This is a genomic window from Streptococcus suis (genome assembly GCF_002960625.1).
Lineage (GTDB): Bacteria > Bacillota > Bacilli > Lactobacillales > Streptococcaceae > Streptococcus > Streptococcus suis_T.
Window position 1 is genome coordinate 25,242 of sequence record NZ_POJH01000013.1, and the last position, 21,973, is coordinate 47,214.

Sequence of the window (21,973 nt, forward strand, 5' to 3'; positions counted from 1 at the left end):
TTCCTAGGAAAAAGGGAGCAGGAAAGAACTCGAACCTTAATAAAAGAGCGCGTCACCCATTTCACGTTTCAAGTTGTTGAGCTGAAACAGTCTATTCCCAGACTGTTTCAGTCCCACCCCCGCATAGCTCCAACAGTCAGAGTAGTGACTGTTGGAGGTTGGATATGAAGTGGACTTTGTTCGCAACAGTCGTAATGGTTAGATTTGGAGTGTTAAACACGAACTGCTGAGATTTGCTTTGCAAATCTTATCTCCTACCTTTAACAGTCTCCCAGACTGTTAAAGCCAATCAACCACTGCGCTGAGATGTTGACACTAACCTTATGAAGTGGGATGGTCTTTTACCCAGACTCTGAGATTTTACACTTTCCTCTAGTCATTTCAATGTAAAAATAGTATAATAAAAACAAGCGGAGGTGGTGGAACGGCAGACACGCATGCTTCAGGCGCATGTGCCCATCGGGTGTGAGGGTTCAAATCCCTTCCTCCGCATGATAAACGAGAAACCCCAAGTCAGAGTTGATGACTTGGGGTTATTTTTATATCTTCTCACGCAATTTCCTATCACGCATTTCCAAAACCACATCAAACATGTCTAGGATGGCAGGGTCTGATTCATGCAAGATGGTGATGATAAGTTTGTCCTCCAGCTGCAAGAGGTTGGTCAAAACCTGCTTAGTCAGGGCAGGGTCTAAATGGGAGGTCGGTTCATCCAAGAGCAAAATCTCCTTACCACTCATCAGGGCACGAAGCAGACACAGGACATTTTTCTCGCCACCACTCAAGAGACTAGGATCACTTGTGGTCATCAATGTGTCCTGTAAACTCGTTGGCAGGCTCCTTAACAAGCCAAACATGACATCTCTTCCCTTCTCATAGGTTCCAAAAACAGACACATTGCTTTCAAAATCGGTATGGTAAAGATGCTCAAACTGGCTGAGATAGAAGGCGGTAGCTGCTTCCATTTCATGCAAAACATCGTTTTCCAGATAGGAAATACTTCCCTTGTCCAGAGCCAGTTCTCCTGCCAACACTCATAGAAAAGTGGATTTCCCGCTGGCTGACGGACCAATGATGGCATACTTTTTCCCCTTGTCAAACCGATAGGAAAAATCTACTACCGCTAATTCTCCCACATGATAGGCCACATCCCTGACTTCCAAGGCTGTCACATTGGGATAGCTTGGCACTTGCTCAGACAAGACCTGACCAGCAAGATAGTCTTCTAAATTGGCAACTGTTTCCTTGGTCGAATGGATATAATTGACATCCAAGAGGATGTATTTCATAGGATAGATGAAATTTTCAACATAGCTGAAGGTTGCAATGGCAGCACCGATGGTCAACTCTTTTTGCAGCAAGAGATAGCCGACCAAGCCAAAAGCCGTTAATTGCACCAAAAACATGGAAAATCCATTGACGACATTGGCCAGGGTCTTGAATTGACCAAAGCGAAAACGGGCTCCTTCACTTTCTTCTACTGACCGATGGTGGACACGGCTGATGGAACCGAAGGTTTCACTATTAACGCGGTTCTTAGCAGAAAAGAGGTCAGTCACCACCTGAAAATAGCCTTCCAAACTCTGTAAAAATGACCGCTGACGCTGAGAAAGAGGGCCTGAAATCCACTTGGGAATGAAAACCGCCAAGGCAGACGACAGAATAATCCCAACCGCAACCAGCGGATGAACAAAGAGAAAGAGGGAAACCGCATAGATGAGCATACTCAAACTAGAGCGGATAATGTCCATGAGGGGACTCAGGTAACTCTCCTCAATGGTTTCCAAATCGTTGTCAAAAATGGACAGATAGGCAGAGACATTCTTCTCTGAAAATTTGGCTAAAGGCTGTGATAACAAGCTGTTTGCCAGACCTTTTTTAGCCGTGACATAGAAGCCCTGGGACACCTTCCACTCATAAACCTGGGAAATGTACTGAAAGACTGAATTGGCAATGATGGTCAAAGTGTAGGCCAACAAGAGCCAGACAAGTCCTGTCCAGCCCATCTGAAAAATATGGTCAAAAAGATACTTATTTAACTCAGGCAAAACGACATTGGTAAAACTATATAAGATATGGAAAACCAACTGAATGGCAATAACTGGTTTCAATTGATAGATGATATTTTTCATAACTCCTCCTAGATAGGAACAATCTGACAAAAATTAATTGCTCTCCCCAATCCGTACCACACCATCATAACGAGAAAGGACATCATCGGACACGCGGTGGGAAATATGAATGAGTGTCTTATCAGCTAGAGAGGTAAGGTAGGCTTCAATTACTGTATAGGTTTCCTGATCCAAGGCAGACAGACTTTCATCCAGCAACAAGATGTCCTTATCTTGCAGCAAGGCACGAATCAAGAGCAGACGCTGCTTTTGTCCGCCAGACAGTCCGCTATCATCACTAATTTCCTCGCTCAAAGAAGCATAACTTGGGAAACGACTGTCAAGGTTCATGGTCTTAATGAGTGACATCAGCCTATCTTCTGAAACCTCCCGTCCCATGGTCAAGTTGTAAAGAACAGTATCATGGAAAAGGGCTCCCTCTTGTGGCAGATAGGCAATCTTATCTTGAATGGTTTGGTAGGACAAGTCTGAAAGAGAGGTTTTATCAACGTAAATATCCCCTGCTTGCAGTTGGCTATTCTTGGTCAAAATAAGAGCCAAGGAAGATTTGCCAGAACCACTTTCCCCAAGAATTAAATACTTCTTGCCACGTTCAAACGTTACTGTCAAGTCTTCAAAGACCTGCTTCTCACCGATAGCATAACTAGCCTTGACCAGTTGAATACTCTGGAAAGCTGAAGCTAGTTCCTGTCCCTTCGTTTCTTGACCCAAAGAAGATAACTCAAACTCTTGCTTCAATTCCTTAACGGCATGCCTGTCCAAAAAGGCTGCGGCAATGCTATTAATGGGATCCACCAACTGCTCTGAAATGGTCAGAATAGCTGTCAAGCCACCGATGGTCAAGGCCCCAGAAAAGACCTGAAAACCACCGATAAAGATAATCGAAAGAGTAGTCAGATAAAAGACAAAACCGACTAAGAGCCGCATGGTTACTGTCGTTCGATTGGCCTGATTGACCTTGTCATTGACTGCTTGATAGCGATCGTTCAGACCATCTAAAACTTGCTGTCTTTGGCGGCTATTTTTCACTTGCAAATAACTCAAAAAGACATCTGAAACCCTTGTATTATAGACCTGCTGACTGTCCGAAATCGCCTCCTGATTGAGCCTCCTCCGCTTTTTGAATAGATAGGGAATCACAACTGGCAAAAAGGAAATCAGAATTAAGAAAATAGCAGTCAGACCATCCAAGCTAAGCAAGGCTAGACTGGCAATCCCAAAGGTACAAACACCTTGAAAAATCGTAAAGAAAGCGTCGTAATAATCTTCTTTCACCGTCTCCAAATCATTATTGAGCTGGGAAATATAGGCCCCTGCCCCCTGTTCAACAAACTGCCTAAAAGGCAAATCAAAAATTTTCCCAATAAAGGTCGCTTGTAATTGGAAACCTACTTGATTGAGATAGCTGACATTGGCAATCTGACGAATGTATTCAAAGACCAGCATGACAAGGACAGTTAGCCCCATCAGCACAAAATAGGACACAAAGGCTTGCCTATCTCCAGCCGCAATAGCATCAATAATGTAGCGATATTGGTACAGAAAGCCAACATTTAGCAGGGCTACTGCAAAAATACAAGATAAGGTTAGCCAAAAATTCCTCTTTTTCATTTCCCCACCGCCGTTTGATAGATTGCTAAGCAAAGCAATAAAAAATCTGTATTAAACACCGTTATTATACCACAACTCCCCATGTTTGTGTACTTTTTCACATAAAGAAAAAGCCAAGCCAGCATTCTGACTTGGTCGTGATTTTATTCTGTCGTTTCAGTCGCTACTTTGAAAAAATCTTTGTATTTCAAAAGGTAGCCTTTTCCTGTGGATAGGTCATATTGGACCAGTTTGAGTTCTTCTGCAACTTTCGCATCTCGCTCAGCCTGACCTACACGATCCTTATGAAGCACTTCTGTCAAGAGGGCATAGTAAGGGCTGACCTTGTTATTGGTCGTCTCCAGCATTAGTGCATTCATGTCGCTAGAGTTAACTAGCTCATAATTGTATTTCGCTGTATCAAAATTGCTCCAAACGAAATAATCCGTCTTGTACTGCGCACTTGGGTCCGTCACGAAAGCAGACTCTGGATACAAACCTGGCAGATGGTCGCCGTAAAAGACAACAGTCACCTTTTTATCCAAGGTCTTAAGCTGGTCTAGAAAATCCCTTGTTGCCTGATCCGTAAAGGATAGAAGACGAGCATAGCTATTGAGGTTGGCATTTTCCTCAGCCGTGAAGCCCTCTCCAGATGCAGTGATACTTGCAGGCTCTAGGGAATTCCACTGAACATGGTTCTGCATGGTAATGGCCGAAACAAATGTATTTGTTCCTGAACGCACCTGCTCCAAAATCAAATCATAGGTCTTCTTGTCACTGACAAAATTCCCCTGATAATCTTCAGCCGTCACTGCAAGTGGATAGTTGGCACTATTGAGCGTATAGAACTGCTCAATCCCCAACTGTTTATAGATAGAATTACGGTTGTAGCTAGTATCGAAGTAGGGGTGAATAGCGACACGATTCTCTGCTGGATAGAGGTCGCTGATACTTGGCAACTTCTTCATATTTGGTGCCACATCCAGATAGACAGATGAAATAGAAGAATTATAATTGTAAAGTGGTAAACCACTATAAACCTGAAACTCGATATTGGCAGTCCCACCACCATAGTGGTCGCTCTTCATCAAGCCACTGGTAGTCTGGCTCATGATGTATTCAATATTTTGCAGGACATTTTGACTTAGAGTCACACCTGGAATCCGACGAGGGTCAGCCAAACTCTCGCTGAGGATGTAGATAACCGTCTGGTCAGTCAATTGACCTGTCCGCTCTGCATTGATTTCCTCAGCCAGAGCGGTATATTTCTTCACAATAGCCTTCATGGTCTTCTCAGAGTAGTTCTCAGGCATTTCCATACTGGTCTTGCTGAGCTGCTGCAACCAGAGGAATGAAAGAGTGCGATAACGAGCCACAAAGGCGTAGCCCTTCCAGTCTACGTTCCGCCAGTTATTGACCTGAGAAAGAATAGGTATCCAGCCAGCAATCTTATGGTCTTTTTCATTGCGAATAGCCCAGCCCATTCCTAAAATCAAGGAAAGAATGACAGAAATCCCTGCCAGCCGTTTCCAGATGGAAGCAACAATCCTTCCTTGGAAGTAGTTCTTATGAATTTTCCGATAAAGAAAGAACAGAAGAACCAAAAAGAATAGGGATATGAGCACAACACGCAGACTGATAAAGCTGAGAATCATTCCCAAGTTCCCGACCCATTTGAAATCATTGGGGGTCAACGGCTCCGAACGATAGCGGAATTTTAGGAAATTGGCCGCTATCAAGGTCACATTTAAACCAGCAATGACAGCAACCGACAGGATTTGACGGTTGATGACCAAACTAATGATAATGTTTAGGAAAAAGAGGCAGGCAATCTGAAAGACAATGGCTCCAGGAAAGAGGTGACGGGTGAAATATGAACCCGTTCCTCCAGCCATTGAAGCCTGATAACCGATATGCGACAACATAGCCAGAGCCAGGCTGATAAAGAGCATACTGTAAACGTTGGTCCGATTGGCCTTAAACTCTACAAATGCCTTATGAAGATAGCGGAGAAAAATATAGGTCCCTATAAAATGAATAGGGGCAAACAGCGGTGTCTGGCTAAAGAACTCTACATAAGAGCCTTTCTCAACCAAACTCTCATAATGGCTATCTTTCCAATAAGAGATAGCTAGAGGGCTGAGAGAAAGCAAACTGGTCAAGAGCAAATAGCCATCTGGTACCAAGTGATTGGCTGACCACTGGCTTAATTTTTCTCGAATTCCCGTCTTCTTCCGCCATAAAAATGCCAACAATACGGGAAGAGCCAACATCAATAGAAGCTCAAATTGAAAGAGATTATTACGGAAAATATTCCAGGCTTGATATTTCTTGGCATTGAGCCGATAGACTAGATTGACAAGATACAGAAAGCCTAGAAAATAGCCGACATACTTGGCAAAGCTCTTGGTCTTGATAAACTGTTCGTACTTATCCAGCAGGACCAAGATATAAAAAGTAAAAATAAGATAGGCAAGTAAGGGCAGGGGGATAAACCAGAGCGGAAAAGATACACCGCTTAACAAAAGGGCCCGCCCCATCGCAAGTAAAATGGTCATAATCATAACCAGAATAAATTGCTTGCTTGCCTTTGGATTGATTTGTTTCATAACATTTCTCTCTTAGGAAAGGCTTGATTTTCGGTAAATAAAGATGTAGTACATCGACCAGACTAGCCATCCAGTCAAACTGATAAAGATAACTGGCAATAACCACCACTGTTGCTTGTAGGATAGGATTAGGGTATTTTGCCCCGGTTGGCTGGTGACTGTTGGCACACCGATATCGGAAAGCATCATATCTTCCCTATCTAAAACGGTATCATTCAAAACAAGCTGACTGTCTTGGTAAACAATAACTGGTACCGCAGTTTCTTCTGCTTCTGACGCCGTCCAAGTCACCACCAGCTGATCTCCATCAACTTCTTTGGCAAAATCTTGATTTGGTAAAATCACTTGGTCACGATAGGTAAAATAGGTATTATCCGACTCCTCATTGGTCAGATGTCCAGTCTTTTCTGATAAATCTGGCACATAGTCAGGCGTGGATTTCTGAGCAATGTGGATAAATTCACCCAAGTCTTTGGAATGGAAAGAAGCCCGTAACTCTTCCGTCGTCCCGTACAAGGTCGTATGAATTCGTTTTTGCAGGAAAGTATCACTGTAATAATGCCCATTGATTTCCTTATAACTTTCATTCCAGAGGAAACCAACCGAAACAAGCAAAGAAATAACAGTCAAACCAGAAAAGATTTTCTGCATTTTTTCTGACAAGCCAGATACTTGTAGCCCTACCACTCCTAATAACAAGGCATTAGCATATAGGAAGAATCGGAAAGGAAATTGGATCAACTCAACTAAGTCGATCCCCTTGCCAGCTACTAATTGCCAAGGGAAAAGGTTGGTTGATAAAATCAAAAATACTGCGTAGGTAATAGCAAGACCAGCCAGAACCAGCGATTGTTTTTTCCAATTTTTCACCAAGAAATAGAGATAGATTCCAAAGAAAAGAGGAAGTGGATATGGATAGTAGAGAAAGGCGGTTTTCAGCCATGTGACAGTATTTTGAACGAATTTCTTATTTACAAATGGAGGAACCAAACTGTTGGTCGCGTTGATATAAACCAGTGGCAACCAGATATTAATGGTCAGGAGCAGAAAAATCCCTACCGAAAGGGCTACTTGTCCAATAATCTTCATTTTTTGGTCTGATTTCCACCAACCAATGAAAAAGAGAATGCCATAGGCAATGACCAAGAACAAGGTCGATAGCATATGGACCTGTAACATAATCCCTACTGCACCTGCCATAAGGAAAATGGGGACTTTTTTTGTCTGCAAGAAACGGACTGCAGGGATTAAACAAAGCGGAAAAAGAGCCACTCCCCAGCTGGTAAATCCTTGGGTTGCCCACCAATACTGAATGGAATAGGTGGTCACAAAGAACATTGACAAGAAAATAGAGTGAGCATACTTGACCTTGACCTCACGCATGAGGAGATAGAGAGAGGTGGCACTCAGAGTTCCCAAGAGAAGATTGGATAAAATCTGATAGCGGAACCAGGTTCCACTAAAAAGAACTAGCACCCCCTGTAAATAGGCAAAATAAGGCCCATAGAGAGCATTGACAATCCGTCCTGACTGCTGATAGCCATACAAACTGATAATATAGGAGAAATTGCCCTCCTTCATCTGCATAGCCGCATCATAGAAACGATTGTAGTGGAAAATCAAGTCCGCACCTGTCACCATGCCCTTAGTTAGCAAGTGGGGAACTAATAATAATAAAGAAAAGCCCACAAATAGGCCCAGGGCTACTAAATGGGGATGCTTTTTCAGCATAGTTTTTAACATATAGATACCTTCATAAAAAAAGAGGGAAACCCTCTCTTGTTTTTGTAAATATTCTGCCAATTTGCAGACAATATTTTTCAAAAGTTAGTCACTTTTCAGTATAGCAAGCTTTCCACCCACTGTCAACGAACAAGGCAAATAGGAAAACGATTTTAGGTAAAATAGATGAGAGTGGGAAAGGCACCAATGATGGCTTTCCCACTCTCACTTGCTTATAAACCAACTTCCTGGAGGCTGTCAGACAAACGTGCGAAGTCAGCCATAGAAAGGGCTTCTCCACGGACACTGGCTTCCAGCTCTGCCATGCCAAGCGCCTGCGTCAGCTTGTCCTTGACCTCGTCGGACTTACCGAAATGGTTGGTCAGGTTGTTCCACAAGGTCTTGCGGCGGTGCACAAAGCTGGCCTTGGACACCCGGAAGAAGAAATCTTCGTCTTTGACGCTCACTAGAGGTTGCTCGCGGCGGACCATTTTGAGAATGGCGGAGTCCACATTTGGTGCAGGGACAAAGACAGTGCGAGGCACGATGAAAGCCACCTTGGCAGTCATGTAGTACTGGACCGCAATGGACAGGCTACCGTAGGCCTTGGTGTTTGGCTCGGCAGAAATGCGGTCGGCCACCTCCCGCTGCATCATGACCACAAACTCGCTGAAGGGAATCTTGCTCTCAATCAGGTGAATGAGGATAGGAGTGGTGATGTAGTAGGGCAGGTTGGCCACAACCTTGATGGGCAGGTCAGGATTCTTGAAATTCTGAATCTGGGTCTGCAGGTCGGTCTTCAAGATGTCTTGGTTGACCACGGTCACATTGTCAAAGCGACCCAAGGTGTCCGCCAAAATCGGAATCAGGCGGTCATCAATCTCAAAGGCCATAACCTCAGCAGCATTTTCCGCCAAAAACTCGGTCAAGGCCCCGATTCCAGGACCGATTTCGATGACATTGACATTCTGGTCAATCTCAGCCGTATCTACAATCTTCTGTAAAATATTGGTATCGGTCAAAAAATTTTGACCAAAGGATTTCTTAAAGGTAAACCCGTGGCGTTCCAGGACGGCACGAGTAACGTTTTTGTCTGCAATTCTCATGTGTGTTTCTTCTCATTCATCTGTTTCATTTTGAGTTTAATGTGATCAATTGGCTTATCGCCCCATATCTTTTTCATGTCATCATAGGCACTTTTGCTAATATACATACCAGCATCTAGGTATTGTGTAGCATTGATAGCAAAATCGTGCTGCTCAATAAAATCATCAACCGTCGTTATCATCCCATTCCATTCATCATCAAATACCATTCGCAATCGTTTCCAGTCTGTAAAGACTTGAAGCGTTGTCCGGCCATCTTTGTATTTCCCTTCACGAACTGGAAAGGACATGGTAGATTTCTCTTTCAATACCGTTTTCCCATCTGCATCAACAGCATCGTGGATAAGATTACCCTTCATTGGGATTAGCAACTTGGCACCCATCAATTCCCTAGCCATAAAACCATAGTACAACTGAAAAATTTGCTTAGCTTCATCTGTTTCTGGATGACCTATTTGTCCCATAAGCAACATCCAACGAACCAAATCTGGGTTAGTAATTGGTACTTGAATTTCTGGAATTCCACTAAAATCGGGTTTTGGAACCAACTCTTTCGCCCAGACTACTGTATCTTTGGACTCAATAAAAACTCCAAGTGCTCCATTTAGGTAAAATTCAGTTCCTAAAGCGTTGGTAATTCCTTCACCATCTTCCCCTTTTTCAACCTTTCGTAAAGTCACATCAGTCCGTTTAGCTTCTGTTAATTTTGTCATTACATAGTCGTAGCGTTCCTCATCTACAATCTGTATCAACGGATCTGTACAAAGGAATGAGCCATCTTCTCTTTGGAAGGTTTCAGAATGGAGGTGAGCTTCTCCGGTTCGTGTCGATTGGAGAACATAGATCCTATCAGCTACTAAAAGTTTGTCTCTGACAATATCTTTCAATGTTTTGATTTTTTGAAGATTCTCGTCAATTTCCTCTGCTGAGAAAAGTTTGTCGTTTCTTCTACAGTAATCAATAAATAGCCCTACCAATTCAGCAACATCAGCTAAGCTGGCTTTCTGAATATCCTCGGGTTTTAAAATTGCCTCTTGAAAGCCAATAAAACCATCAGCTAACGCTCTGAGATAAGCTTCTTCTTTAAAGTCAACGCTAGCAACAGCATTATACAGGACTAACCCTGTTTTGGCAAACTTTTTATCAGACAGAGCTACTCTCAAGCTACCTTTTTGATTGTTCAAGACTTGCATAGAAATTTGAGATTTCTCAATCCCCTTGATTAGTACAGTATGTTCCCGGCTGCCCTTAACAAAAGTAAGCCTATCACCCACCTTTATTGTACCATAAGCCTGACCAGATAAAATGACTTCCCCAGAATCTTGCGAGTTAAAGACCGCTTCTACACCAAAAGCAACTGGCTGCTGGGTAGCTGTTGTCACGTCTGTCATCTCATCTTTATTCTTTTTCCAAAAATCAAATAATCCCATCTTCCATCCTCCAGATTTAACATCTCACTCAATTCTGAAATAAGACTCAACTCCCTCACAGTAACTGCCATTTCCAGCTATTTTTCATTATCGATTCTCCACCTTCCACTCACCGTCTTCAAACCAGAAAAAATTCTCCGTCAGCTGTGGCTGTTCAAAGATTTCCAACATGGATTCAAAACCGTCTGCCAGCTGAACATTCTTCAGGTCTGCACAATCCAGCCAGAAGACCTCGCCCTCATCTGAAGATTGGATAGAGCCTGAAAAATGGCTAGTTTTATAGCAAAATACCAAATAGCGATAGTGGTCAGTAGGATCCGTCCAGTTTTGAATGCCACAGAGTTCGAGGTTGAATACAGTCAAGCCCGTTTCTTCTTTGACCTCACGAATGACGGAGGAAATAATACTCTCGCCACGTTCGACATGGCCACCCGGAAACGTGACGCCCGGCCACTTCTCTGACTTCCTATTCTGGACCAATACCTGCTGACCGTCTGTAATCATACACATATTGGTTAGGATGACTTGTTCCGTCCTACTCATGCTCCCTCACCTCAACAACTTCACATAATCACTCTTGGTCGCAAAAAGGTGACCCACTCGAACTTCATTTTTCACTACGCTATAGAGGGCAATGTAGTCTTTTCCAATGACATAGCCTCGGGTTAGATGTGGCGGGTCTATTTGCTTACCAAAACGGTTATCGGCGTTAAAACCACGTTCAGGAAAAATTTGCAAACTCTCCAATGCTTCGACAATCATCCCAATTCGTCTTTTGGCAATTTCTTCTGAGAACTGTTCCGAGAAATAGGCGTAAATAACTGCCAATTCCTTCTCCACTGCTGGCGCAAGTATCACTGAATAAGACTCAAATTCCATACTTCTCTTTGACACTTTCTAGGCTGATCCCGTGACCTGCCTCAATCGCCTGCTGATTTTCCTTAATTTCCTTCTGTAACTGTAAAAACAACTCTTCTCTTTCCAACTCTTCTTCTGTCAGAATTGGCAACTCATTTTTTACAGCGATATTTTGCAAGAAGAGGTTAAAACCAGCGGTCAAATCCAGCTGGTTCATAGCAAATACTTCCTTGGCTTTTTCTAAAAGTCTGGAATCAGTTTTAAAATTTACTTGGGCATCTTTGTTTATAGTTATCAATCTAGTCCACCTCCTAGTTTTCTATATTGTAACACAAATAGACATCGCTGGCAATTTTCAAAAAAGCAGACACCAGCTGACAGTTCCCGCTTTATTCATGCTCCCTCATAGCCTCTTCAACCTCCGCCAAACTTATCCCAAACAATTCCAATCGTTTGAGGAGTTGCTTGCCATTGCAGTAGCCGATGCGGAGCTTTTCCCCCAGACACTCCCTCCGCCTGCGGCTGTCAGCACCCATAAGCAAGCCAAGGCGCATCAGGTCTGACTTGCTGATGTCAAAGTGATTTTCATCATCATAGTAACCACGCAGGCCTGCAAGGGCATTTTCCAAGTCTTCAAAGCTGGCGTGCTCAATACCCAAGGATCGCCCTTTTGTTTTGGACTTGGGGGCAGCCTCGTCCCGCTGTAAAAAAGCGTGTTTGACCGTGGGAATGGCCTGCATAATCATCTTCCGAATCCGCTCTCCATTGTAGTCTGGGTCAGTAAAGACAATAACGCCCCGCAGGTCATGGAGTTTCTCGATGCGTTCCAAGTCATCGTCTGATATGGCAGAGCCTCTGGTTTCGTAGGTGTCCACCTCGTAAAACCGCTTTAGGTTTGCTGTATCATCCTTGCCCTCGACAACGAGGACTTCTTGTATCTTAATTTTCTGTGTCAATTCTGAACAAGCTCCTTGCATTCTCGTAGGTCGCTCTCGCCACTTCTTCGACCGACTGGTTGCGAAGCTGGGCCAGCATATCCACCACATATCGGGTATAGCCGGTACGATTTTCCCGACCCCGCTTGGGAACAGGCGCTAAGTAGGGCGCATCCGTCTCGACCAAGATTTTTTCTAGGGACAATGCTTGCGCCGCTTCCTGAAGTTCAACGGCTTTTTTGAAGGTCACTACTCCCGAGAAGGAGATGTGCATGCCCAGGTCCATGAAGGCCTGAGCCTCCTCTAGCGTGCCAGAGAAGGAATGCATGATACCTCCGCGTGGTCCGACACCGACTTCCTTGATGATCTGGTAGGTATCTTCCAAAGCATCACGAGTGTGAACCACAAAGGGTAAGTCCAACTGCTTAGCCAACTCCATCTGTCGCTTGAAAACACGAGCCTGGGTTTCCTTGTCCGCTGTCATCCAGTAGTAATCTAGCCCAATCTCCCCTAGGGCAATGACCTTGGGATGTTTGAGAGCCTCAAGCAAGTAGCTTTCTACTTCCTCGTCATAGGTGCCAGCCTCTGTCGGATGCCAGCCCAATGTCAGATAAATTTCAGGGTGCTGGTCAGCAAGCTCCCTAGCCTTGTCAATGGTTGCTCGGTCAAAACCGACCACATTGTGGAGGGTGACCCCCATCTCCTTGGCAAAGTCTAATTCTTCTTGGACCCTACCGTCAAACTGCTCGACGTTGAGGTGGGTATGGGTATCAAATATCTGTATCATGGTTCTATTGTACCATATTTCAAGCCGTTCTTTTCCAACGAAAAAACCAGCAGACTCGAGTTCCTGCTGGTTTTAGTTGTATTCTTATGCTACTGTAAGAACTTTACGTCCCTTACGGCGACGAGCTGCTAACACGCGACGGCCGTTTTTAGTTGCCATACGGCTACGGAAACCGTGTTTACGTGCGCGACGGATTTTACTTGGTTGAAAAGTACGTTTCACGATGAATACCTCCTCTTAGATTCTTGTATTCGTTTAGCCGGCTAGTTTTGATCAGTTACTAAACATACCAAACTATTTTATATAAAATCTGGGGGTTTGTCAAGCTATTCTGTTCTATTTTCAATCAGATTAAGAAAAAACATTGAAAAAAAGAGGCTGAGCCTCTTCTTAATCGCGATGTCCTTCAATATCTACCACTACATAGCGGTTTGGTTCGCTACCTTCTGAATAACTTGTCAAACCGTCCATCTTAGAGATAATGCGGTGGATGATTTTACGTTCACTGCTTGACATAGGGTCTGTGTGGTAGGCTTCCTGTTCAACCAATACACGTTCAGCCAATTTTTGCGCATAGCCTTGAAGCACTTCTGCACGGTGTTCTACATAGTCATTCACATTGATGGTAATGTAGAAATTACGTTCGTAACGGTTGTAAAGGAAGTTCTGAGCCAAGAGTTGCAGGGCCTTCAAAACTTTACCGTGATAGCCAATGACACGTCCTGGTTCATTGGTGTCGACTTGGATATTGATTGTACGTCGGCTATGGCTGGTTTCAATACTTGCTTCCACATCCATATCGTCCAGAATTTCTTGAATGTAGGCAGAAACCTCTGCAACAACCTGTTCAATGTCGTACTGGGGCTCCACCTTGATATTTAAATCAGCAAATTCATCTTTGACAACTGGCTCTGAGCTGATTGTTTCTTCTTGAGTAGGTGTTTGACTTACACTTGCTAACAATTCGTCAGAAAGAATTTCAATGCGACCAGTTTCTTCAAGAATGGTTGTCGCTTCTTTTTCGTTCTTCAAAATCTGAGCCTTAATCTCATCATCAAGCGTTTGACCAGATTTTTCAAATTCCTTAACTGCCGCAACAACTTTTCCAAGGTCAATCGTAGCTTCTGAAACACTCTTGACTGGCTCATTGAGTTCATTGATTTCACTTGGAACGCCTCGAACAGCCTTTTGGTTGGCTTTGACAACTGTTGTTTCGTTGATGACATCAATATCTACGATGGCTGGTTTTTTACCAAAACCAAAGAAACCTTTCTTCTCACGCGCTACAACAGTGATATGTGCCTTCTTACGGGGAATATTCAATTCTTCTAGACCATTTTGAATGGCTTCTTCAACATTTGCACCTGTAAATTTCATTTTCTCTCTCCTATTCGTTTCATCCTACTTCTGTTTGCGAGCCTTTTTCTGAGCCCGTCTGATTTTAGCTTGACGCTCTTTTTCAGCATCAATTTTAGCTTGACGCTCTGCTATGATTTTAAAAGGATTATTAAACACCAAGGTTTGAACCACTTGATAAGCGTTAGATACCGTCCAGTACAAGGCCACACCACTAGCGGCTGTAACAGCAAAGAAGAAAATCAGTACTGGCATGATGTACATCATAGCTGTAATGGCACCATTTTTCTCAATGGCTGCCTTATTGGCCAACCAAGTACTTAAGAAGGTGAAGGCTGCTGCTAAAACTGGAAAGATAAAATAGGGGTCAGCTTCACCAAGATTTACCCAGAGGAACTGTCCAACCTTGAGAGCTTCCTCCGTTATCAGAGCTTGATAGAGAGCTATCAAAATCGGCATCTGAATTAAGAGTGGCCACATGGATGAGGTCATGCTGACACCGTTCTCTTTATAGAGTTTTCTTGTTTCCTCATATAATTTCTGACGAGTATCCATATCACTTCCAGCATACTCTTCCTGTAAAGCACGTAGCTGGGGTTGAAGTTCCTGCATCTTACGCGAAGAATTCATTTGAATTTGGAACAAAGGCAATAAGATAGTCCGAATGATAATCGTAAAGAGAATAATCCCGATACCAATCTGACCGTTGATGGACAAGAATTGAATAATGCTAGCAAACCAATGAATCAATCCATTCCATGCGCCCGAAGACTGACTGGAGGCTGTTCCTGTTCCACAAGCGGTTAGCACGAGTAGAGTTGTGGTCAGTAGCCCAGCCCACTTAAGATTCTTTTTCAATCGCAACACCTTCCTGGTATAATTTAGCTAGTTTCAAAACATGGATGAGGTTTTTCTTGATTTCCTGATAGGACAGCTCTTCAACTCCTTTACGAGCGATGATTACAAAGTCATCCGTCACCAACTCTTGCTGGCATTCTATCAGGACATGGCGAAGTCTTCGCTTAATGCGATTTCTCATGACAGCGTTTCCCAATTTTTTGCTGACAGATAGGCCTACTCGGAAATGAGCCTGGTCCTTGGGTAAGCAGTAAACCACAAACTTCCGATTGGCTACATTCTTTCCTTTTGTAAAAATGTCATTAAAATCTCGTTCACGCTTGACACGATAGCTTTTCTTCAAACCGTCACTCCATCTTTCAAAATTACCTCTATTATACCATAAAATTCAAAAAAGCCAATAAACATCACGTTTATAGGCAGGTCATACACAGAAAGAAAATGTATGTAACTATTTTCAGGTTACATACGTTTTTTCAAAATATTTTCAAAAAACTTACACTTCAGCGAAGTTAATCCCTCATTTCCGAGGTCTTATATCACATTTTTTCCAAAAACTGACGATGCCTTGAAAACATGATTTCTGAAAACAAAATGTTCTTCATGCATCTGTCGTGTCTTTAGAGGCTTTTTGATACTGCTGCATTTTCTTTTGCTTGTTGCATTTGCAGATAAATTTATGTAAAAACTGTCCCGCCAAGCGATTGACACGGTGGACTGCTGTTTTTGATTGAAGGACCGTGTAGATGACCAATTCAATCAAATGAGAAATTTCTTGGTAGTGTTCCAAAGGCACATCTTGTTAATAGTAGCCTGCCTTGCTGCATTCCAAGACCAGTTTTCCGACAATTTCATGAGCCTGGCGGAAGGGCATTCCCTTGCTGGCCGAATAATCTGCCAACTCAGTCGCATTTGAAAGAACTTCTCTGTTGACTGTTCACAAGGAAAAAAACTGACCGAAGTCAGCCTTTTAGGATAAAATCTCTTTAATCTGGTCAAAATCCAGACGACGCATTTGCAGAACGGCATCATTAACAGCCTTGACGGTTTCTGGACTAGCCGTATCGTATGCTTCCATCAAAATCCGCGGTACAACCTGCCAAGAAATCCCAAACTGGTCCTTGACCCAACCGCACATTTCCGCCTCTGGCACTGCTGACAGGAGGTCATAATAGAAATTGAGTTCGTCCTGACTATCCACATAGACCATGAGCGAGAAGGCTTCGTTGAATGTAGCTTCGCCACCGTAACCGTGGTCCATAACAATCATTTTCTGTCCACCGACAAGAAGTTCTGCATAGTTCAGTTTGGCAGCCTCAACAGCAGCCTCCCCTTCGCCGTAGTAGGAAACTTGACCGACACTAGCCTGAGGGAGCTTGTCCTTATAGTAGTCCAACATAGGCTGGGCCAAACCGACCTGGTCCTGTGAGAAGAGCAGGCAGATGTCAAACTGATAAGGCTTGTCCAAGTCGGGTGCATAAGATAGTTGCCAAGACAGACCAAAGCGGTCTTCCAACCAGACATAGCAAGGGCTGAAAGGATATTCTCCCAAAGGCATGAGAATACGACCGCCTTCTGACAAGGCTTGGTACAAACGTGTCACTTCATCCTTGCTGGCTACATTGACCATGAGGGACATGGACTCATTGAGCTTAAAGTATGGACCCGCACTAATAGCCGCCAAGGTCATATCGCCCAGTTGAAACTGAATCAAATCCGAATCACCCGAAGGCGTATCCGTAATGGTGTAGGTCCAGTCAACATTGCCACCGAAGAGTTCTACATAGAAAGCTACCACTTCTTTTGCCTCTGTATCGTACCAGAGATGTGGAATAATGGTTTGCATTGATTTCTCCTTTGAGTTAGTAGCCCCAGTATAACATTTGTCCGTACAAAAATAAAACACGTTGCCTTGCACTTACAGATGTGCTATAATGAATAACCAATCTAGAAAAGGAGCAAAATATGGAAATCTGGAACGCCTACACAGCCGACGGTCACTTGACCGAACACACTCTCACACGCGGAGAAACCATTCCCAACGGCCTCTACCACCTGGTCGTCGATTGTATCATCCGCCACCGCGACGGCAGCACCCTCTTCATGAAACGCGACAGCACCAAGCCCTCCTACCCTGACTATTATGAAGCGACAGCAGGAGGTTCAGCTTTGTTTGGGGAAATAGCAGAGCAGGCCATTTTGCGCGAAGTCCGCGAAGAGACAGGCATTGAGCTGTCAGCTGACCAACTCCGCCACCATACACACTTTGTCGCCCATGATGACCAGTGCATTTTCCACTGCTACTGGGCTGAAACCGACTGGGACAAAGCTGCTATCCAACTCCAAGCCGAAGAAACTAGCAACTACATCTGGGTCCCACAAGAAAATTTGAAAGATTTCCTGGAAACAGAGCTAGTCATTCCAAGGCAGAAGGACTATGTGGAAAGCTTGTTTTTAGAAAGCTAAATTCCCCTAACAGACAAATCCCCGCTATCACAGGATAGCGGGGATTCATTTATTTCAAACCTGCCACTAGGTCGGCAATATCGGCTGGTCGAGTACGACAGCAGCCTCCAACTACCTTGGCACCCAGTTCGTGCCATTCAAGAGTATTATCCAAAAGGCTGTGGCTATGGTCAGCTTCTTCTTTCCAAGTTTGAGTGGCTCCATCATAGACCTCACCCGAATTTGGATAGGTGACAAATGGTTTATCCGTTTTCTCTCTCAACTGACTGAGAAAGGCTGGGTAGAGAGAAGGAGCTGTACAGTTGAGACCAACCGCCAAAATCTGCTCGCTGCTGTTGACCAGCTCTGCTATTTTCTCAATAGCTGTCCCGTCAGAAATCGACTGTCCGTCCTGTGAAGTGAAGCTAATATAGGCCTCTACCTCTGGAAAATCCTCTGCCAGCAACTCTACCAAGGCTTGTGTTTCAAGAAAATTAGGAATGGTCTCCAAGGCCAAGAGTTCAGCCCCCTGTTCTAAGAGGAGCTCCATCCGACGACGGTGAAAAGCCTTCAGCTCCTCCAAACTAATGTTGCCATAATCACCTGTATATTCTGCGCCATTGGCTAAATAAGCTGCATAGGGACCAACATCGCCTGAAATAAGTGGATAAGTGCGACTTGTTTTTTCAGTTTCCGACAAGTCAGCCCAGACCTCGTCTCGAGCCTCCTTAGCCAAATCAACTGTCAGACGAATCAACTTTTCAGCCTCAGCCTGTGACAAACCAGCTTCCGCCAAACCTTCAAAAGTCGCCTGATAGGTTGATGTCGTAACCAAGTCCGCACCTGCACGAATGTAATCCTTGTGAATGTCCTTGATTAGCTGGGGATTCTCCAACAGATACTTGGCAGACCAGAGCTTACCTGATACATCATGACCTCGAAATTCCAATTCCGTCCCAAGAGCACCATGTAAAATGACAAACTCTTGATTTTCTAATAGTTCCTTAAAACGACCCATACGAGTTTCTCCTTACCACTTTTTAAAGCGAATGTAATGATACACATAACAACCAATCATAAAAGGTACACCAAAGTAAAGACCTGCACGCTGAGAAGGATCCCAACCGATGCCGATGATGGAAATAACCAGCAAAACAACTGTAATCCATGGCAAAGTCGGTGAAAATGGCGTCTTGTATTCCAATTCATCTTCGCTATGATTCTTCAAAAATTCACGTCGGAAACCGATTTGTGCAAGCGGAATAGCCAACCAAGCAATGACAACCGCAAAACCAGCGATGGAAACCAAGGCCAAGAAAATAGTATCTTCTGCATAAATTGAGGCAATCAAGGCTATAACAACACCAACCATGGACAAAATCATGCCACGCATTGGAACACCATGCTTGTTGATTTTTACCAATTCCTTGCTAATCATGCCCTCATTGACCAAGGACCAAAGCATACGACTTGAAGCGTAAAGTCCTGAAGTTGAGGCTGATAAGATAGCTGTCAAAATGATGAAGTTCATAATGTCCGCTGCGTAAGGGAAGCCAATCTTGTCCAAGACAAGCACAAACGGTGCTTCCGTCACACCTGCCTCTGACATGGGAAGCAAAGCTGCTAAGACCACGATGGTCAAAACAAAGAAGATAACCAAGAGACCGATGGTCGATTTAATGGCTTGCGGCACTGCCTTCTTGGGATTGTCTGTTTCCCCAGCGGCAATTCCAATCATTTCCACACCTGAAAAGGCATAGTTGACGGATAGCATGACCGAGATAAATCCAACTAGTCCGTTAGGGAGCAAACCGTCACTTGTGATATTGTTAAATAACGGCGCTGCATTGGTTCCTTCAAAAGGCAAGACGCCAAAAATAGCAAGAGTCCCGAGTACGATAAAGGCTGCAATGGCATAGACTTTGACAGAGGAAAGTGCGTCCTCTGCTCGAGCAAACCAGCCAACAGACAACGTGTTCAACCCAAAGACAATGACCGCAAAAATCGTTGCAAAAATCCAAATTGGCACACTAGGAAGCCAACGTTGCATGAGTTGAGCTGCTCCTACGAACTGTGATGCCAGAGCGACTACCCAGCAAAGCCAATACATCCAGGCCACCATAAAACCTGTTCCGGGACTGATGAACTTAGTCGCATAAGTATGGAAAGACCCAGTCACTGGCATGGCTACGGAAAGCTCCCCTAGAGAGAACATGACCAAATAAACCATAACAGCTCCAAAAAGATAAGCTGCAATAGCTCCAAATGGTCCAGCCTGTGCAATAGTATAGCCTGAACTCAGGAACAAACCTGTACCAATTACCCCACCGATGGACAACATCTGCAAATGACGGCTGTTCATTTCACGGTTAAAGGTGCCTTGATTTTCAAAATTATGATTTTCCATAAACTCTCCTAAATAGTAATGATTTATTTATGATAACACAGTTTTTCAGAAAATCGTTATACCGTTTTCAATGCAAGCGCTATAGTTTCAAACTATGACAAATCCCCACCGTCACAGGACAGCGGGGATTTTTTATCTTACAAAGATTTCAACATATTATCAATATGCTGGATAGATTTTTCACGGCCGAGGAGGTAAATGGTATTTGGTAACTCTGGTCCGTGCATTTCGCCTGAAACGGCGATACGGATAGGCATGAAGAGGTTTTTGCCCTTGATGCCTGTTTCTTTTTGAACAGCCTTGATTTGTGGGAAGATATTATCTGGTTGGAACTCTTCGTCCGTCATGGCTTCCAATTTTTCCTTGAGGGCATTGAGGACAGTCGGTACCGTTTCGCCTGCCATGACTTCTTTTTCCTCGTCTGTCAATTCTGGGAAATCAGAGAAGAAAAGGTCTGTCAAACCAACGATTTCATCCGCAGATGACATTTGTGGCTTGTAAAGTTCCACTAATTTCTCTGCCTTGTCTGTCAAGCGACCCGCTTCTTCCAAGAATGGCTTAGCAAGGTTGAAAATAGTTTCCAGATCAGCATTTTTGATGTACTCATTGCTCATCCAGTCCATTTTCTTCTGGTCAAATGCTGCTGGTGACTTGCTGAGACGATTTTCATCGAAGAGTTGGATAAATTGCTCACGGGAGAAGATTTCCTCTTCACCACCAGGGTTCCAACCCAAGAGACCGATAAAGTTGAAAACAGCTTCAGGCATGTACCCTTTACGACGGTAATCTTCGATAAACTGAAGGGTGTTGGTATCACGTTTGGACAGTTTTTTACCAGTCTCAGAGTTGATAATCAAGGTCATGTGACCAAATTCTGGCGCTTCCCAACCAAGTGCTTCATAGACCATGAGTTGCTTGGGTGTATTGGCAATGTGATCGTCCCCACGGATAACGTGCGAGATTTCCATGAGATGATCGTCAATAACCACGGCAAAGTTATAGGTTGGATAGCCGTCACGTTTTTGGATAACCCAGTCGCCACCGATGTTGCCACCTTCAAACTCGATTTCGCCCTTAACCATGTCATTCCACTTGTAAATACCAGCTTCATTGACAGCCAAGCGAACAGTTGGGACAATACCAGCCGCCTCACGCTCTGCAACGTAGGCTGCTTTTTCATCTTCAGACATGCCAAGGTATTCATTGATGTAGCGAGGTGTTTCGCCCGCAGCTTCCTGGCGCTCACGCTCTGTCGCCAATTCTTCTTCTGTCACGTAAGACTTATAGGCCTTACCTTCTGCCAAGAGTTGGTCAACATACTTTTGGTAAATATCTAAACGCTCTGATTGACGGTATTGCTCATGGGTTTCTGGGCTTTCATCCCAGTCAATACCCAACCAACGCAGGTTTTCAAGCTGAGAACGCTCGCCGTCTTCCACATGGCGCTTGCGGTCTGTGTCTTCGATACGAATAAGGAAAGTACCGCCGTGATGACGGGCAAAAAGATAGTTGAACAATGCTGTACGGGCATTTCCGATATGCAACAGTCCCGTTGGACTTGGTGCGTAACGCACACGAATTGGTTTAGTCATGTTTCTCTCCTGTAAAATTTTCATACTCAATGAAAATCGAAATCAGACTAGGCGATGCAGACGAAGATAGAACTGAAGTTCATCAAGCCAAGTCAACGACGTCTGAATTTGATTTTCGAAGAGTAGCAATCAAGAACATTATAGCA

Annotated in this window: 21 protein-coding genes, 1 tRNA gene and 1 pseudogene; 2 read left to right on the forward strand and 21 right to left on the reverse strand. The window is 44.0% G+C overall.

Annotated features, from left to right (window positions below; translation table 11 throughout):
- Positions 1 to 410 precede the first annotated feature (410 nt).
- Positions 411 to 492 (forward strand) — tRNA-Leu (locus tag C1G49_RS01410).
- Between the two features lie 47 nt (positions 493 to 539).
- Here the strand turns inward: C1G49_RS01410 and C1G49_RS11245 are convergent.
- The 18 genes and pseudogenes from C1G49_RS11245 to C1G49_RS01500 form a co-directional block, all read right to left on the reverse strand.
- On the reverse strand, positions 540 to 1,031 hold the full coding sequence (locus C1G49_RS11245; protein ID WP_238595826.1) for an ATP-binding cassette domain-containing protein: 492 nt from the start codon (positions 1,029 to 1,031) through the stop codon (positions 540 to 542).
- A gap of 3 nt (positions 1,032 to 1,034) precedes the next feature.
- The gene (locus tag C1G49_RS01415; RefSeq protein WP_238595827.1) at positions 1,035 to 2,132 is read right to left on the reverse strand and encodes an ABC transporter transmembrane domain-containing protein; all 1,098 of its coding nucleotides are present in this window, start codon (positions 2,130 to 2,132) and stop codon (positions 1,035 to 1,037) included.
- Positions 2,133 to 2,165: 33 nt separating this feature from the next.
- On the reverse strand, positions 2,166 to 3,743 hold the full coding sequence (locus C1G49_RS01420) for an ATP-binding cassette domain-containing protein (protein ID WP_105124325.1): 1,578 nt from the start codon (positions 3,741 to 3,743) through the stop codon (positions 2,166 to 2,168).
- A 143-nt stretch (positions 3,744 to 3,886) separates the two neighbouring features.
- Positions 3,887 to 6,331: an LTA synthase family protein gene (locus C1G49_RS01425; protein ID WP_105124326.1), complete on the reverse strand. Its 2,445-nt coding sequence runs from the start codon at positions 6,329 to 6,331 to the stop codon at positions 3,887 to 3,889.
- A 12-nt stretch (positions 6,332 to 6,343) separates the two neighbouring features.
- Positions 6,344 to 8,074: a hypothetical protein gene (locus tag C1G49_RS01430; protein ID WP_105124350.1), complete on the reverse strand. Its 1,731-nt coding sequence runs from the start codon at positions 8,072 to 8,074 to the stop codon at positions 6,344 to 6,346.
- 212 nt (positions 8,075 to 8,286) lie between these two features.
- Positions 8,287 to 9,159: a 16S rRNA (adenine(1518)-N(6)/adenine(1519)-N(6))-dimethyltransferase RsmA gene (gene rsmA, locus C1G49_RS01435; protein ID WP_105124327.1), complete on the reverse strand. Its 873-nt coding sequence runs from the start codon at positions 9,157 to 9,159 to the stop codon at positions 8,287 to 8,289.
- On the reverse strand, positions 9,156 to 10,589 hold the full coding sequence (locus C1G49_RS01440) for an SseB family protein (protein WP_105124328.1): 1,434 nt from the start codon (positions 10,587 to 10,589) through the stop codon (positions 9,156 to 9,158). The genes rsmA and C1G49_RS01440 overlap by 4 nt, the downstream gene beginning before the upstream one ends.
- Positions 10,590 to 10,676: 87 nt before the next feature.
- Positions 10,677 to 11,132 (reverse strand): 8-oxo-dGTP diphosphatase, encoded by a 456-nt coding sequence (locus C1G49_RS01445; protein WP_105124329.1) that lies wholly within the window; start codon positions 11,130 to 11,132, stop codon positions 10,677 to 10,679.
- A gap of 6 nt (positions 11,133 to 11,138) precedes the next feature.
- Positions 11,139 to 11,468 carry a type II toxin-antitoxin system RelE/ParE family toxin gene (locus tag C1G49_RS01450; RefSeq protein ID WP_105124330.1) on the reverse strand — a complete coding sequence of 110 codons (330 nt, stop codon included), beginning with the start codon at positions 11,466 to 11,468 and terminating at the stop codon, positions 11,139 to 11,141.
- Complete coding sequence (locus C1G49_RS01455; RefSeq protein WP_105124331.1) at positions 11,458 to 11,745, reverse strand: toxin-antitoxin system antitoxin subunit; 288 nt, start codon at positions 11,743 to 11,745, stop codon at positions 11,458 to 11,460. The genes C1G49_RS01450 and C1G49_RS01455 overlap by 11 nt, the downstream gene beginning before the upstream one ends.
- A 91-nt stretch (positions 11,746 to 11,836) precedes the next feature.
- Positions 11,837 to 12,403, reverse strand: a complete 567-nt coding sequence (gene rnmV / locus C1G49_RS01460; protein WP_105124351.1) for a ribonuclease M5 — start codon at positions 12,401 to 12,403, stop codon at positions 11,837 to 11,839.
- Positions 12,387 to 13,169 carry a TatD family hydrolase gene (locus C1G49_RS01465; RefSeq protein ID WP_105124332.1) on the reverse strand — a complete coding sequence of 261 codons (783 nt, stop codon included), beginning with the start codon at positions 13,167 to 13,169 and terminating at the stop codon, positions 12,387 to 12,389. Before C1G49_RS01465 ends, rnmV begins: the two co-directional genes overlap by 17 nt.
- An 84-nt stretch (positions 13,170 to 13,253) precedes the next feature.
- On the reverse strand, positions 13,254 to 13,391 hold the full coding sequence (gene rpmH, locus C1G49_RS01470) for a 50S ribosomal protein L34 (RefSeq protein ID WP_002939016.1): 138 nt from the start codon (positions 13,389 to 13,391) through the stop codon (positions 13,254 to 13,256).
- A gap of 168 nt (positions 13,392 to 13,559) precedes the next feature.
- Entirely contained in the window at positions 13,560 to 14,546 is a 987-nt protein-coding gene (jag, locus tag C1G49_RS01475; RefSeq protein ID WP_105117251.1) for an RNA-binding cell elongation regulator Jag/EloR, read from the reverse strand.
- A 24-nt stretch (positions 14,547 to 14,570) separates the two neighbouring features.
- Complete coding sequence (locus C1G49_RS01480) at positions 14,571 to 15,383, reverse strand: membrane protein insertase YidC (RefSeq protein ID WP_105124333.1); 813 nt, start codon at positions 15,381 to 15,383, stop codon at positions 14,571 to 14,573.
- The gene (gene rnpA, locus C1G49_RS01485; RefSeq protein WP_105117249.1) at positions 15,367 to 15,726 is read right to left on the reverse strand and encodes a ribonuclease P protein component; all 360 of its coding nucleotides are present in this window, start codon (positions 15,724 to 15,726) and stop codon (positions 15,367 to 15,369) included. Before rnpA ends, C1G49_RS01480 begins: the two co-directional genes overlap by 17 nt.
- Positions 15,727 to 15,984: 258 nt before the next feature.
- Positions 15,985 to 16,320, reverse strand: a pseudogene (locus tag C1G49_RS01490) (hypothetical protein); the annotation flags it as partial.
- Positions 16,321 to 16,353: 33 nt separating this feature from the next.
- A complete protein-coding gene (locus C1G49_RS01500) occupies positions 16,354 to 17,229 on the reverse strand; it encodes a VOC family protein (RefSeq protein ID WP_105124336.1) in 876 nt (291 codons plus the stop codon).
- A gap of 119 nt (positions 17,230 to 17,348) precedes the next feature.
- Between C1G49_RS01500 and C1G49_RS01505 the strand changes: the two genes are divergently transcribed.
- Complete coding sequence (locus C1G49_RS01505; protein WP_105124337.1) at positions 17,349 to 17,849, forward strand: NUDIX hydrolase; 501 nt, start codon at positions 17,349 to 17,351, stop codon at positions 17,847 to 17,849.
- A gap of 49 nt (positions 17,850 to 17,898) precedes the next feature.
- Here C1G49_RS01505 and mmuM read toward each other — a convergent pair whose 3' ends face one another.
- The 3 genes from mmuM to gltX form a co-directional block, all read right to left on the reverse strand.
- Positions 17,899 to 18,846 (reverse strand): homocysteine S-methyltransferase, encoded by a 948-nt coding sequence (gene mmuM, locus C1G49_RS01510; RefSeq protein WP_105124338.1) that lies wholly within the window; start codon positions 18,844 to 18,846, stop codon positions 17,899 to 17,901.
- 12 nt (positions 18,847 to 18,858) lie between these two features.
- Positions 18,859 to 20,235, reverse strand: a complete 1,377-nt coding sequence (locus C1G49_RS01515; RefSeq protein ID WP_105124339.1) for an amino acid permease — start codon at positions 20,233 to 20,235, stop codon at positions 18,859 to 18,861.
- A 137-nt stretch (positions 20,236 to 20,372) separates the two neighbouring features.
- A complete protein-coding gene (gltX, locus tag C1G49_RS01520) occupies positions 20,373 to 21,827 on the reverse strand; it encodes a glutamate--tRNA ligase (protein WP_105124340.1) in 1,455 nt (484 codons plus the stop codon).
- Positions 21,828 to 21,973 lie beyond the last annotated feature (146 nt).